The organism is Telluribacter roseus (assembly GCF_017355915.2).
Classification (GTDB): domain Bacteria; phylum Bacteroidota; class Bacteroidia; order Cytophagales; family Spirosomataceae; genus Telluribacter.
Map to the genome: position 1 here is coordinate 561,924 of NZ_JAFEUV020000003.1, position 14,750 is coordinate 576,673.

A 14,750-nucleotide genomic window follows, 5' to 3' on the forward strand; every position below is an offset into this window, starting at 1 on the left:
GGATACATACCATCTTCTGTTCAGGACTCTACTTAAGTGTAGAAGCAGTTATAGATAAATTAGATACCCCCGGCGTGAACACCATCTACTGGTGGTCCGTACGCCGGGGGTACTTTGTATAAGGTTGCTGCGAAGCAATCCTAGAACTTCACAATTCTTTTTCGAGTCGTTACCTCACCCAGTACTACCTCAACTACATAGGTACCTGGTGGCAATTGCCGTATATCCAGCGGATAATTGGCCGACTCAGTATCTTTCCGGAACCTGCGTTGCAGCATGGCTACACCAGCTTGGTTATATAGCGTTAGCTGTACATCGCCCCGCAGCCCATTCGTCATCGTCAGGGCCATCAATCCGTCGCTGGGGTTGGGACTTACCTCTACCGTTTTGCCGAACAGGTTATCCGGAGTAGGCTCGTTGCCTAGTACGGGCTGGTCTGTACGAACGTAAAGCGTTACCGCCGCACTGTCAATACATACATCTGCTCCGCCACCTTTGACGTAGTAGGTGGTAGTTTGGTTAGGCCGGGCCGTTACCTGTGGACCAATGGTCGAATTAAGATTGGTAGCCGGGGCCCAGTTATAGATACTGGCTCCGCGTGCCTGCAGGGTTACCGATTCTCCCGGATTGATAAACTGCGTGGAGGCGGCTAACTGTACCGAAGGCTTCATACCCGCCCGGGCGGTAATATCGTGCGCAATGTTCAGACCCGTGCGACGCAGGAACAGGTCCCACTCGCCCTCAGCGTCCTGTTCCCAGGACGTACCGCGTAGCGCCTCTCCGTTGCGGGTCGTAACTACTGCCACCGAATCACCGTCGTAGTCGAACTGAACCCCCACATGGAAACCAAGGCCGAACAAAGGCACCGGGCGGTCAAAGCCCACTTCGGTAGGTCGGTTGTTGGCTACGTCGCTCAGGATCTGGCGCAGAGGTACTTCTTTTTCCTCTAGTATGGCCCCCGGACCGCCCTGGAAGCCCCGGGCATTCCATACTACTACCGTGACGGTCTCTTCGGTATTGGCCCCTCGTCTGGCGTAGGCTTGTCCAAACCGGATGGATGCACTGGTAAGGGTGGTGTAGCCCAGCTGATTATCAAACTTCTCCGAAATGGCCCTGATCCGGCGTCCATTATGCCCGGATACATAGCCAATGCGGGTGGTATCGGGTATGAGGGTACGGGTACCTGAGAAGTTGGTCAGGTCGGCGCAGAGGCCTACATTCAGTACTTCAATGTAGTTTTCTCTAATCAGGCTGTCAACACCCAGCGAATTGCGTACTACCAGCTTCACCCGGAAGCGACCAGGCTGGTTGTAGGTAACGATTGGGTTCTGTTGATTGGTAGTAACAGGAGTACCTCCTTCAAATGTCCACTCCCAGCTCGTAGGGAAGTTGATGGATAGATCATAGAACTGCACCTGTCCGCCGAGCAGGATCTGCTGGGTTTCGGCCCGGAAGTTGGCGCGTGGTGGGCCGGCTACCATGGTTCCACAGAGGTTGGAACGGGTCAGGGTATTGCGCCGGGGGCTCATTTCCATGACGGCCCGCATCCTCCGCTTTTGATCCTGCGTGAATATATTCATACAGGCATCGTCGGAGTAGTCCATGTAGTTCTGGACCATATTGACGTTACCGCAGCTTACCCGTCCTACCGGGCAGCCCCGGCTTTCGCTGGCCTGCGGAGGGGTATCATCCACAAAGTCATTGCCGCAGTTGGCATCTCCCCATATATGGCGCAGACCCAGCCAGTGGCCGGTTTCGTGGGTGAGCGTACGTCCCTGATTATAGGGGGCAGGCATGTTGCCGAAGTTCCCCTTCAGTACATTTCCGAACGACTGGTACCGCATCACCACCCCGTCCGTGTTGCGCGGGCTGTTATTTGGTATACCCGGCAGGCCCGACTGACTGGGAAATTGTGCATAACCCACCAGCGACTCCGAGGAGGCAAAGTCAACTACCCAGATGTTATAGTACCGGTCCGGATCCCAGATACTGGACGGTTTCAGGAGATTTTCAATATCATCACGGGTCCAGTTGGCACGGTTCCCGTTGATCCGGTTGATACCCGGCTCGGCCATGGGGCGTCCCTGTTGATCAAAGCGGGACAGACAGAACTCTATTTCAATATCAGCACCGCGAGGGTCATTGTTAAAGCCGGGAGTACCGGGAGCGCGCCGAAAATCTTCGTTAAGGGTTTCGATCTGGGCCTGGATCCGGGCTACGCTCAGGTTGCGACCCTGGCCTACGGCTTCGCCACTATGGACAATATGTACGATAATAGGTATGGTCAGTACTTCGTCCATTACCCGGCCTCTTTTTTCAAGCTCTTTACGCTCGGCGATCTTCTGCTGAAGGGCGCGCTCAAATTCCGGCAAAGTACCTAACTGAGGGTACTTTGCCCTGAGCAGACTATCCATGTGCATGGTAGCACAGTGTTCATGATCATGCTGGGCTACCGCTGCCGGTACTGATATAAATAATGCAAAGAAGTAGACAAGATATGCGTAAAGACGATTCATGGACTTCGGCTAGGGTAAAGTACTTACATTTCGGGTAGATCTATTTACCTTATTTGGTGGAAGAGGTAAACATGAAACGGTAACTGGCATTGATACCCGAAAGCTCGTCCAGGTACACTTCCAGCGTCATGCTGGTTTCCGTCAGTGATTTTACAATAAAGGGCAACCGGGCATTGGCCAGAACCGGAAGTACAAACTCCAGCGTAGCGTTGGCATTGGTAAATGTCCACTGATCGGTGAGTAGTACGCTGGGTTCGTTGGACGAACATTTGGTCGGACCATTGGTATACTCGAACCGGCGCTCGCTATTGGCATAGAACACAAACTGATCGTCGGCTTCGCAGGTATATTCAAACAGGTTTCGGGCCGGCACTACTGGGGATTCCTCTCCTGCGTCTATAATCTGAAACGAAGTGAGCGTCCAGGTTTTATTATCCTTTCCCGTCAGCAACTGTGTATAGGTAAGTGGTTGCGGCTCTATTTTTTCCGAGCATCCGGCCTGCCATAACACCAGAAAAAGCGCAGCTACTGATTTTAGTTTATATAAGTTCATGGTAGCAATAAGTTTTACATTCAGAGGTTAGCCAAAGTCAGCTTGTTTACCGCCGGGGCGTAAAGGTGAATGGTACAGTAATAACAGTATCTTTTGTCTGGCTGTAAGGTAGTTTTATCTGCAGGTTCAGCACGATAGCTCTGTTCTGGGGGTTCCAGACCCCATTTCCGCGCAGGGTATCGTACGGGCTGGGTAGTTCGGACGTAACCTGCGTTGGAATCGTCAGCGTATTATCACCATTATCAACAAAGGTGAGCGTAGGCCGTACCGCATTAAGCCCAAACAGGCTATTCTGCCCGAGGCCTATGTTCCAGTTCGTGACCAGGTACTCCCGGCAGTTCTGCCCCAAAGGCATAATCTCGATATTGGATACCGTCTGGCTGGCTCCCTGTCGTGCACCTGTATAGAACCCACTCAGGAGGCAGTCGTCCTGGATGGTCAGGCGGAGCTGCCTTCCAATATTACTATTCGATCCAAAGCCTACCTGCAGATCGTTGTTACTTACGTCCGTGAGGGTAAAAATGATGTCCTGTGAGCCAAGAATATTGTTGGCGTTGTTGATCAGTCGTACCGTAAATGTTCCAAAGGATTGGTTAGCCGGTATGGTAACGCTTCCTCTGGTACCCTCAATGACATAATCACGACCCTCACGGGCATTGCCACTGATGGTGTAGTTGACGGTAGTAGCCTGATTGACCGGAGCACCTACAACATGTACTTTCACCTGAATGGGCTGCCCAATGCTCTCCTTAAAAGTGAGCGTGGTATCGGTGAAGCGTACGTGAGCCGGGCCATCAAAAAGAATGCGTTGCTCCTCACAGGAGGCGAGGGCAATCATTCCTCCCAGAAAACACAATATGAGTACTTGCTTGATATGTTTCATTATCAATCTAAATCAGGATGTAGTTTTTAATAACCTGGGTTTTGGGAGCCTCTCAGGGCCTGATTTCGCTGTATTTCGCTCTGCGGAATAGGCCATAGCTGAAACTTGGTATTCCAGTTCGGGGAGAATGCCGACATTACCGGATCCAGACGGCCCGTACGCTTAAGGTCAAACCAGCGGTGGCCTTCAAAGGCCAGCTCGTAGAGGCGCTCATTTTCGATGGTGGTCAGAGCCTGTTCCTGAGTAGTCAGTGTGACAGCAGGCGCTTTGGCCCGGGTACGAAGTACATTGATATCAGCCTGAGCGCCGTTGTTACCGGTCAGACGCCCCAGACGAGCACGGGCTTCGGCCCGGATCAGGTACATTTCGGCCAGTCTGAATATGTGAATGTTGTTGTTGGCATCGTCAGGTGCTCCATACTTCCGCACGGTCCAGCCGTTGTCGTTACCACGCTGCTGGGTAGAGTTGAAGCTGATCGTCTGCCTGCGTTCCCCGGCGGCATTGGAGATAAGCTCCTGAATAATCTTGTTGGAAGGAATCACTTCACGACGACCTACCAGAATGTTGTTCAGGCCAAAGGTAGAGGTACCGGGATCATCGCTGGAGTTATTGGCGTAAGCCACTTCCAGAATGGTCTCATCATCGTACTCCGTAGAAATAACGTCGGCAAAAGCGGCAGGAAGCGTTTGACGGCCACTACTGATTACTTCGGTAGCCGACTGTTCAGCTTTGGTCCAATCCTGCTGGTAGAGGTAGTACCGGGCCAGGGCAGCCCGGGCGGCGTTTTTGGTAGCAAAGGTCTTGCTCGTAACCCGATCACCGTAGGTTTCGGGTAGGTCAGGAAGAGCAGCCTGGTAGTCAGCCAGTACCGCCTGTAGTATATCCTCCCGGCTGGCGCGGGGAATGTTACGGTTAGTGGCAATGTCGGTAGTGGTTACCCGCGGAATGCCCCCATACGTATGAACCCCAACGAAGTAGGCAAAGCCCCGCAGCAACCGCGCTTCGGCCAGTACCTGCTTGCGTGTAGCCTCGGTAACACCAGGCACCGAGCCAATACGTTCTTCTATGAAGTTGGCCAGATATACGGTATTATAAATAGCGCCCCAAAGTGCCTCGGCCGCCGCGTTGGCCGCCGTGATCTGTTTATTACCTAACTCATTATACAGCGTAAATGTACCGTTGTGCTGGATATAATCAGCGGTGAAGTCACCGGCTATGACCATGGGAGCACCCATGCCCCGGAAGGCATTGTACAAGCCCAGGCGTACGGGCTGAACATCCGAGGCTTCATTGAGCACCAGCTCATCTACCAGCAGATCCACCGGGTCAGGTTGTAGTACTTCCCGGCAGGAGGTAGCCAAGAGCAGGAGGGCCGCCAGTAGCGGAAATGCCTTCCTGGCCCGGGTTAACGAACTATATATGGTATGCTTGGCAAGAATAGTCATGTATATGATGATTAACTGTTGATCAGAACGTAATAGTAGCCCCTAGTAGCATGGTCTTGACCTGTGGCAGCGTAAAGTAATCGATGCCCTGAGCAGCCGTGGAGCCATCCAGTGTACTTACTTCCGGATCGGCGCCCGAGTAGGGGGTAAACGTCAGCAGGTTGGTACCCGACACAAACACCCGTACCGTGCTCAGCTTAGCCCGGCTTACCCACTTTGGTGGTACCGTGTAGCCAAACGACAGGTTCTTAAGGCGGATATACGAGCCATCCTCCAGGAAGCGACTGCTGTGGTAGTTATTGTAGGTGTTGCCGAATACGTAGCGAGGTACATCCGTAACATCTCCTTCCTGCCGCCAGCGGCGCAGAGCGGCCACACTCTGGTTATTTTCTATGTCAGCTCCGGTATTGACCAGTGTTGTATTGGTAAAGTTCAGGGTCTTGTTGCCGTACATGAACTGGAAGAAAACACTCAGGTCAAACCCTTTCCAGGTAACGCGGTTGGTGAGGCCACCAAAAAACTTGGGCTGGGCGGTACCAATCACCTGACCGTCTTCGGGGGTAATACGCCCGTCGCCGTTAAGATCTTCATAAATAGCATCACCGGTGGCTGGGTCAACCCCCAGGAACTTGAGGCCCCAGAAAGTACCCAATGGCTGCCCCTGCAGAATAGCGTTGGTAGCCCCCACACCGTTGGCTTCGTACCCGCGGTATAGCGTATCCTGGTTAGCCAGGGAAACTACTTTGTTAATATTTTTGGTGATATTCAGGTCGGTTGTCCAGCGTACAGCCCGATCAACGTTAACGGTCGAAGCCGTAAACTCAAAGCCTTTGTTGGAGATTTGACCGATGTTACCCTGTATGCTACCAAAGCCCGTAGTAAGTGGTATGGGCTCCGCGAAGAGCAGGTTATCGGTAAGGTTGCTGTACACATCAGCGATCAGCGACAGGCGCCCGTTGAAGAACGACGCGTCAAAACCTACGTTAGCCTCACGGGTGCGCTCCCACTGCAGGTTAGGGTTGCTGAGGTTGGAGGGTCCTACTCCGGTAGCTCCGTTGTAGGTGACACTACCCCAGGTCCCCAGAAAAGCGAAGCTGCCGATGCGCTCGTTACCGGTAAAGCCAACGCTACCCCGGAGCTTGAGATCGCTGATAAAGTCCAGCGACTGCATGAATGGCTCCTGCGAAATCCGCCATCCGGCCGATAGGGAAGGGAAAAAGCCGAAGCGGCGATTCTGCCCAAACCGGGACGAACCATCGTAGCGGGCCGTAAAGCCAAACAGGTACCGGTCGTCGTAGTCATACTTTACTTCTCCAAAGAAAGACACCAGGCCATTCTGCCCGAAGCCGGAACTACCGGCATCCACAATACCCGCTGAGCCTATGTACGTAAAGTCATCACTCGGAAATATACGTCCCTGAACCGATGAAGAGCGTCCCTGAGTATGGATGATTTCGTTACCGAGCAGGGTATTGAAGTGGTGCTTGTTGTTTAGCGTCAGGTAGTAGGTAAATACGTTGGAGTTGATAAGGGTGTAGGAAGTACCTGTAATGTATACGCCATATCCCTTACCGCCAACACCTTCCAGAAAACCACCAATGGCAGTACCCGATGGCTCGTACTGATCCTCCTCGCTGTTGTTATAGTCCATGCTGAACTTGGTACGGAAGCGGAGGTTACGGATGATCTCGTAATCGGCATTCACACCTGTCAGTAGCTTAAGTCCATAGGTACGGAAGCGTGGCAGTAAGGCCTGGCCTACCGGGTTGAAGTTGGGAAAGCCGGGGTAGTTGGCACTACCGGGGCCGTATAGTTGCCCCTGCTCGTTGTAAGGCGAGTAGTAGGGGATGCTCTTGATAGCGCCCGAGTATACTCCATCCAGAAAGTTATCGCCTTTTACACGGTCGTTTTGAGCCATTGTAACGTTTACGTTAGCTCCTACATTGAGTCGGTTACTGGCTTTGTGGTCCAGGTTAAGTACGCCGCTGTACCGGGTAAAACGGTTGTTGAGCTGTACTCCTTCTTCGTCACGTACGTTACCACTCAGGTAGAAGCGGGTGCGGTCATTACCGCCGGAGGCCGAAAGCTGATACTGCTGCAGTACTCCCTGGCGCAGGATGGCGTCAATCCAGTCGGTGTTGACAGCATCGGTTACGCCGGGTATAAGGCCCAGTTTGTCAGGGTCCTGGCCGGCGTTGGTGATGGCTTCGCGCTGAAGTTCCAGTAGCTGCGTAGCGCTAAGTACCTGCGGGCGGCGTACCAGGTCGGTAACGCCCCGCTGTACATCGGCCGTAATGGTAGTACGATTGTTGCGACCCCGCTTGGTGGTAATAATCACTACCCCGTTGGCCCCGCGTGAGCCGTAGATGGCCTTGGCGGAGGCATCTTTCAGTACTTCGATGGATTCAATATCGTTGGGGTTGAAAGCGGCCAGTGCGTTGTCGTTCTGCCCGCCAAAATCGCGTCCGGAAATAGGACCGTCGTACACCGGTACACCATCTACAATAAACAGAGGACGATTGGAGGCCGAGATGGAGGTATTACCCCGTATCCGTACGGCGATACCACCACCGGGCGTACCTGACGACTGCGAGATCTGTACCCCGGCTGCCTGCCCCTGCAGAGCCTGATCTATACCTGTAACGGGTATATCCCTGAACCGCTCACTCTTCACCGATACGATAGAGCCAATAATATCCTTGCGCTGTGCCTGGCTGTAGCCGGTTACCACCACCTGATTCAGCTCGGTAGCACTCTCGGTCATGGATACGTTGACAACGGAGCGGTTAGGACCTACGGTAATATCCTGAGAAGCAAGACCTATGAAGGAGTAGACAAGTGTAACGGTACCCGTAGGTACGCTAATGCTATAATTCCCTTCCGCATCGGTGCTTACCCCCATAGTACTTCCCTGAAGAACTACGTTTACTCCCGGTAAGGCCGAATTGTCGCTTGCTGAGGTTACTTTTCCTGTTATGACTCGCTGCTGAGCCAGTGCACTATGCAATATTCCCAAAAGGAGTACACACAGTCCAATTAAACGACTGAATTTCTTCATTGGAGACAGATGGTAGAAGTATTTTCTTGTATTGTTTGTTAGTTATGTAGGTGAATGGTACTAAAAACTAATTGGTAATAAACCTTTAATCACCAAGTACGCAATGGTCCCCTGTCCCTGTTGCGGTATGATCACAGGTGAATCATGCTATAAACGAAATAAGCTTTTGATTAATTGAGAACCCGGCTGTGAAATATAATTAAAACCTGCGATTTTGGTTTATGTTTGGTCAATAAATAAAAACACCCCGGGGTTGCCGGGGTGTTTTTGTAACCTAAAAGCAGGAATGCCTGGTTGACTATTACAGGTAGCCTTCGTTCTGGGTCAAATTGGGGTTCGCGTCAATCTCACGACGTGGGATCGGGAAGATCAGCTTTGGTGACGTGTAAGGCAGTGAGCCTACAGTACCTCTGGTACGCTTGATGTCGTGGATCAGATGTCCTTCGAACGCAAGCTCAAGCCGGCGCTCTTTCATAATATCAGCTATGGTCAGGCTGGTCGCAGCGATAGGAGCCAGGCCAGCGCGGGTACGGATACGGTTGATATCTTCGGCCGGAGTAGCACCAATGGCTGAGTTGTTACGGAAGTTAGCCTCAGCACGGGTCAGGTACATCTCCGCCAGACGCATGATCTTAACGTTGCCGTACTGGTTTCTGAATTTCACGGTGTATAGGCCGTTATCTTCGTAGAACAGCTCCGCACGCTTGTCGCCAGGCTCATACATTTCTATGTGAGCATCCTCAATAAGGATATCACCACGTCCGCCGAAGCTGGTTCCGCCAAAGAAGGTGTTCAGTTCGTTGATACCATCCTGATCCGTAATATGGATAGAGAAGATATCCTCGGGTGTAGTGATACCGCTCTGGTTGGTGCGTAGGTCAAATACCTCTTCGGAAGGTACCAGCGAGAAGCGCCCTGAATCAATAACGCGGGTAGCAGCATTGGCCGCATCAGCGTAGCGCTCCTGCATCATGTACACACGAGACAGCATACCAGCTGCAGCCCACTTGGTAGCAAAGATACCATTGGTAGCAGGCAGCTTGGATTCGGCGTCGGTAAGGTCACTGATTACCTGAGTATATACCGCAGCTACGGTAGCACGTGATACTCTCGAATCATTGTTGATTTCGGAAGTAGGCGTAAGCACCAGAGGTACCCCCGCGTTATTGGCAGGGTTTCCGTCGGTCCAGGCCTTGGCAAAGTTGCGAACCAGTTCAAAGTACATGGCACCACGTACAAACTTGGCTTCACCCTCAACACGAGCCCGGTTGGCTTCGGTTACTACCTCCAGGTTGGCCAGTACCGTATTGGCAATATTGATGGTACGGTACGCATCCAGCCAGGTATTAGCAAGACTTGCATTGTTAACAAGTACGGCTTTACGGAATATCTCGTCCGGCTCTACGAAGGTACCATCCCAGAAGATTTCGCCATTGTCTCCCAGTAGTTCAGCGTTGCGCAGGAGGTTACCACCGTAGAGGTCTATATCACTCATAGAGTCATAAGCACCTACCAGCAAACCTTCTACATCACCGGAAGTAGACACAGCCGCAGAAGCATCAATGGTATCGACGGGTTTGAGATCAAGCTGACTATCGCAGGCCGTAAGCAACATAACCGTTGCGAGCGATAGCGGAAGTATTCTTTTGAATCTATAATTCATGTTAAGAAAATAGTTTAAATCTTTTGATTTACGCTTTTAACGTGTGACATCTACAATTAGAAGCCCAGGTTAACACCAACAATGATCGTACGGGCCTGAGGCGCTGAGTAGAAGTCGTTACCCAGACCAATGTTACCAGCCAGGTGGTCAGCATTTACCTCCGGATCCCAGCCCGTATAGTTGGTAAAGGTCAGCAGGTTCTGACCCGTTACGTACACACGTACCCGCTCCAGTTTGGCACGGTTTACAAGTGCAGTCGGTAGCGTATACCCCAGTGTAAGCGTCTTCAGACGTACAAAGTCAGCCTTCTGCAGGTAACGTGACGACTCGGCAGTACCGTTCGCACCGAACAGGCGAGCCTGAGGTACGTTAGTGATATCGCCGGGCTTCTGCCAGCGGTTCAACTGATCGCGGGTCTGGTTATCAAAGAAGTCACCGTTGGCCGACTGGAACTTACCACCACCGTTGTACACCATATTACCGAACTGGCCCTGGAACAGGATGTTCAGCTCAAAGCCTTTGTAGGTAAAGTTGTTGGTGATACCACCGATCAGGGTAGGGTTGGGGTTCCCAAGTACTACGCGCTGAGCCAGGTTAGGATCGTTGGTTGTGTTACGATTAACGGATCCGTCGGTATTTTCAGTATTGAGGTAGTACAGCGCATCTCCATTGTTAGGATCAACACCAGCGTACTCGATTTCGTAAAACACACCGATAGGTTGTCCTTCGACAGCGCGGTTGTTAAAACCACCCGTGATTACCTGACCATCCAGATCAAGGATTTTGTTACGGTTGCCCGACAGGTTCAGTGAAGTATTCCACTGGAAGGCGCCGGTGGTGTTCTGGCTGTTCAGAACGAATTCCCATCCTTTGTTTTCCAGACGACCGATGTTACGGAGCTGCGTACGGAAACCTGTAGTACCTGGTACGTTTACGTTCAGGAGCAGGTCGCGGGTATTCTTAATGTAGTAATCCACTTCACCCGACAGACGGCCACCGAAGAAGCCAAAGTCAATACCTACGTCAGTCTGTGCAGTTTGCTCCCAACGCAGATCAGGGTTTTCGATTTGTGACGGGCTCTGACCTGGGGTACCTGCATAACCTGACTCACCTGTATAAAGACCGTAAGCAGCAAAGTTATTGATTGATCCAATCTCGGCGTTACCTGTCAGACCGTAGCTGGCACGTAGTTTCAGCATGCTAACAGAAGGCAGTGCCTGCATGAATGACTCTTCGCTGATAATCCATCCTGCTGAAACGGCCGGGAAGAAACCATAGCGGTTGTTCTCGCCAAAGCGTGATGAACCATCGACACGTCCACTAAATGTAAACAGGTACTTATCAGCGAAACGATAGTTGGCACGGGCAAAGTATGACAGGAAGCTAAAGTTAGTACCTGAAGAGCTACCAGCGGTGATACGAGCTGCCGATGTAACGCGAGTATACGAGTTAGATGGGAACTCACGTCCTTCCACCTGGTTGTACGAGGCATCCGAACGCTGAAATGACGTACCTATTACACCATCAATATCATGCTTTTCGCCAAAGGTATGACCCAGTGAGAAGAAGTTGTTGGTAGTATAGTTAGTTACTTGCGCGAAAGAGCTAAATCCAAGTCCGTTAGGAGCACCGGTGTTACGGGCAGTTTCTCTTCCGTAGTATTGATCTTCGTTAAGCGTATAAAGGTCAGCACCCCACTCACTGCGGAACTTCAGCCAGTCGGTAAAGCGGTACTCTCCGTACAGGTTACCGAGGGTACGGTACGAAGTAGAGATGTTGCTGGAGTAGTCGCGGTTCAGTATAGGGTTGAAGTACAGCGTATAGTTACCACTCAGCTGATTGGTACGGGGGTCAATTAGCGGAGTCATTGGAGGTAAAGCTACTGACTGCATCGGAGTAGAGAAGGCGTTGTCATTGGCTAGACGGCCGTTCTGAGTACGAGCCACGTTCAGGTTTACACCCAGCGTCAGATTGTCATTGGCTTTGTGATCCAGGTTAACACGACCGCTCAGGCGCTTAAACGTGTTTTTGATCAGGATACCTTTCTGATCCAGGTACTGACCTGATACAAAGAAACGTGTTTTGTTATCACCACCGCTGGCACTCAGGTCAAGCTGGCCCATCGGAGCCTTCTGGAAGGCGTGGTCTTCCCAGTTGTTGTTGATAAGACCCTGCTCCCAGTTTGCTCTTTCACCGGCCGCGTAGCGGGTAAAGCGGCTCTCAAGGCTGGTCATGTAGTTGGCAGGCAGGTCTCCCCGATCCATGCTGTTCTGAGCTGCTTCTCTGTATAGTTCAACGTATTCAGCAGTATTCAGCCACTCACGACGGCGGGTAGGCTCGCTGCTACCCATCTGGTAGCCTACGTTGAAGCGGGTCTTGCCGCTTCTACCTTTCTTCGTTGTAAGCAGTACTACCCCGTTAGAAGCACGGGCACCGTAGATAGCGGCTGCCGAAGCATCTTTCAGGATTTCGATCGACTCGATGTCGTTGAAGTTAATATCGGCCAGTGGGTTCTGGGGAGAAGTACTGGTACCCTGGTTATTAGACGTCATGGGTACTCCATCAATCACATACAGAGGCTCGTTGCTGGCTGTTACCGACGACGAACCACGGATACGCATCTGAATCCCCTGGCCCAGCTTACCATTTAGTGAAGTGATCTGTACACCGGCGGCGCGTCCCTGGAGGGCCTGCTCGAAAGTCGTAACAGGTACACCCTGGATAGAGCTACCTTCGATTTTGGCGATATTTCCGGTCAGGTTACGACGGGCCTGCGCACCAAATCCCGTAACTACTACCTCATTTAGCGCACGAGTATCTGCCGTAAGCTGTACATTGATTGTTGTCTGATTTCCTACGGTTATTTCTCTTGACCCAAGACCAACAAAGCTAAACACCAGTACCGAGTTAGATGAAGGAACGCTGATGGAGTAGGAACCGGTAGCGTCGGTTTGGGTACCCTGAGTAGTACCTCTTACCTGTATACTTACACCGGGAAGTGAAGAGCCATCTTCAGCCGATGTTACTGTACCCGTAACCCTGATCCCCTGAGCGATGGACACCGTCCAGGTTAAAAGCAGAGCTAGTAGAGTTAGTAGACCACTTTTTTTCATAAAATAGGTTTAATTGTGATGAAAAGGATAGATAGAAATGGTTATTAGGTTAAAAAATCGTTAATTATTCAATAGTTAAGCTAACAAATATATTATTTAGAGTTCAGAATGGAAATACCGCAAAGCCGTCCAACAAAAAAATATTGAAGAACAATGATTTATTTTAATATCCTATTGGTATTGTCACATTTAATACCTTCGGCTGCGGGGAGTGGATATAGTGGTGGGAAAGTAGCAGCAAATATATCAAAATACCTTCGTATCAATCAAGTTGAAGCGGTTAATGTTGCTCGTAACCAGGAGCAGAACCTAACGGTCTGGCTTTTTATGGACCCGGAATGTCCAATTTCGCAGGCGTACACGCTGCGGCTACGTAGCATGGTGGAGGAGTATAAGAATGAAGCGGTGCAGTTTCAGGCGGTATATCCATCTTATACCCTCAAGCCAAAGGATATCCGACGGTTTCACCAGAAATACGGGCTCCCCTTCCCGGGCCAGAAGGACAACGGTTACCAGCTCTCTGACCGGCTGGATGCTACCGTTACGCCCGAGGCCGTTGTGACCGATGCTCAGGGGCAGGTGGTGTACCGGGGAGCCATCGACAACTGGTACTACGCTCTGGGGCGCAACCGAACCGAACCTACCGAACATTACCTCAAAGATGCCCTGGATGCTGCCCTGCAGGGGCTGCCGGTCCAGCGGGCGCGTACGCAGCCTATTGGCTGTATGATCAATCGCTAGGGCGACCAGTACTTACGGCGTCGGCGGGAGAACCAAAAGCCGCGCCAGGTAATGCGGGCGTGGTTCCAGAGAGTAGGCAGCAGGCCAAAGTGCCGGCGTAGTACCTTGAAGCGGTCTATGAGGGACTGGCGGTGACGCTGCACCGACAGGCCGCCCGTCAGGTACTTACACAGTACGAAGGGAAGGTGCTGGATGGCTTTCGCCTTTTTCAGGCACACGATTTCCCACTCTACATCGGCACTGAGGTTGGTAATGTCGTAGAGCGGCGCAATTTCTTTTTTGACGATAAAAGCCTGATGTGATACCTTCATGCCGAGGGCCATGTCCTGCCAGCTGAGGTGGGTAGGTAACGTATGGGGCGTTACTTCGCTGCGGAGCCCGACGGGGCTGCCATCTTCATGGACAAACAGCGCATCGCTATAATAGACGTCGGCGTTGCTCTCCATGGCCGTCAGCAGCTTATGGAGTACTTCCTTATCGTGTACTTCATCTCCCGCATTCAGAAACCACAGGTACTGGCCCGTCGCCAGCTGCAATCCCTTGTTCATGGCATCATAAAGGCCCTGGTCGGGCTCAGACTGTACCCGGAGCGAAAGCTCCTGCTGATACTGACGGGCAATAGCTAGGGTAGCATCTCTGGAGGCTCCGTCTATCAGCCAATATTCCACTTGAGTGCGATCAGGTACCCCTTTTAGCGCCTGCTGGACGCTTAGCAGCGTTCGCTCCAGAAACTTCTCCGCGTTGTAGGTAATGGTAATAATGGTGAGCAGCGGCATAG

9 protein-coding genes are annotated in these 14,750 nt (G+C 51.8%); 1 reads left to right on the top strand and 8 read right to left on the bottom strand.

The window, feature by feature from the left end; genetic code table 11:
• Positions 1-140 precede the first annotated feature (140 nt).
• The 7 genes from JTN23_RS08480 to JTN23_RS08510 form a co-directional block, all read right to left on the bottom strand.
• Entirely contained in the window at positions 141-2,516 is a 2,376-nt protein-coding gene (locus JTN23_RS08480) for a M43 family zinc metalloprotease (protein WP_247233851.1), read from the bottom strand.
• 49 nt (positions 2,517-2,565) lie between these two features.
• A complete protein-coding gene (locus tag JTN23_RS08485) occupies positions 2,566-3,069 on the bottom strand; it encodes a hypothetical protein (protein WP_247233853.1) in 504 nt (167 codons plus the stop codon).
• A 46-nt stretch (positions 3,070-3,115) separates the two neighbouring features.
• Complete coding sequence (locus tag JTN23_RS08490; RefSeq protein WP_247233855.1) at positions 3,116-3,952, bottom strand: Calx-beta domain-containing protein; 837 nt, start codon at positions 3,950-3,952, stop codon at positions 3,116-3,118.
• Positions 3,953-3,978: 26 nt separating this feature from the next.
• Positions 3,979-5,397, bottom strand: a complete 1,419-nt coding sequence (locus JTN23_RS08495) for a RagB/SusD family nutrient uptake outer membrane protein (protein ID WP_247233857.1) — start codon at positions 5,395-5,397, stop codon at positions 3,979-3,981.
• Between the two features lie 22 nt (positions 5,398-5,419).
• Complete coding sequence (locus tag JTN23_RS08500) at positions 5,420-8,455, bottom strand: SusC/RagA family TonB-linked outer membrane protein (RefSeq protein WP_247233859.1); 3,036 nt, start codon at positions 8,453-8,455, stop codon at positions 5,420-5,422.
• A 301-nt stretch (positions 8,456-8,756) separates the two neighbouring features.
• The gene (locus JTN23_RS08505) at positions 8,757-10,118 is read right to left on the bottom strand and encodes a RagB/SusD family nutrient uptake outer membrane protein (protein ID WP_247233861.1); all 1,362 of its coding nucleotides are present in this window, start codon (positions 10,116-10,118) and stop codon (positions 8,757-8,759) included.
• 56 nt (positions 10,119-10,174) lie between these two features.
• The gene (locus tag JTN23_RS08510) at positions 10,175-13,231 is read right to left on the bottom strand and encodes a SusC/RagA family TonB-linked outer membrane protein (protein WP_247233863.1); all 3,057 of its coding nucleotides are present in this window, start codon (positions 13,229-13,231) and stop codon (positions 10,175-10,177) included.
• 153 nt (positions 13,232-13,384) lie between these two features.
• Between JTN23_RS08510 and JTN23_RS08515 the strand changes: the two genes are divergently transcribed.
• Positions 13,385-13,972, top strand: a complete 588-nt coding sequence (locus JTN23_RS08515; protein WP_262918479.1) for a redoxin domain-containing protein — start codon at positions 13,385-13,387, stop codon at positions 13,970-13,972.
• Here JTN23_RS08515 and JTN23_RS08520 read toward each other — a convergent pair.
• The gene (locus tag JTN23_RS08520) at positions 13,969-14,748 is read right to left on the bottom strand and encodes a glycosyltransferase family 2 protein (RefSeq protein ID WP_247233866.1); all 780 of its coding nucleotides are present in this window, start codon (positions 14,746-14,748) and stop codon (positions 13,969-13,971) included. The two genes, JTN23_RS08515 and JTN23_RS08520, sit on opposite strands and share 4 nt — an antisense overlap.
• Between the last annotated feature and the right edge of the window lie 2 nt (positions 14,749-14,750).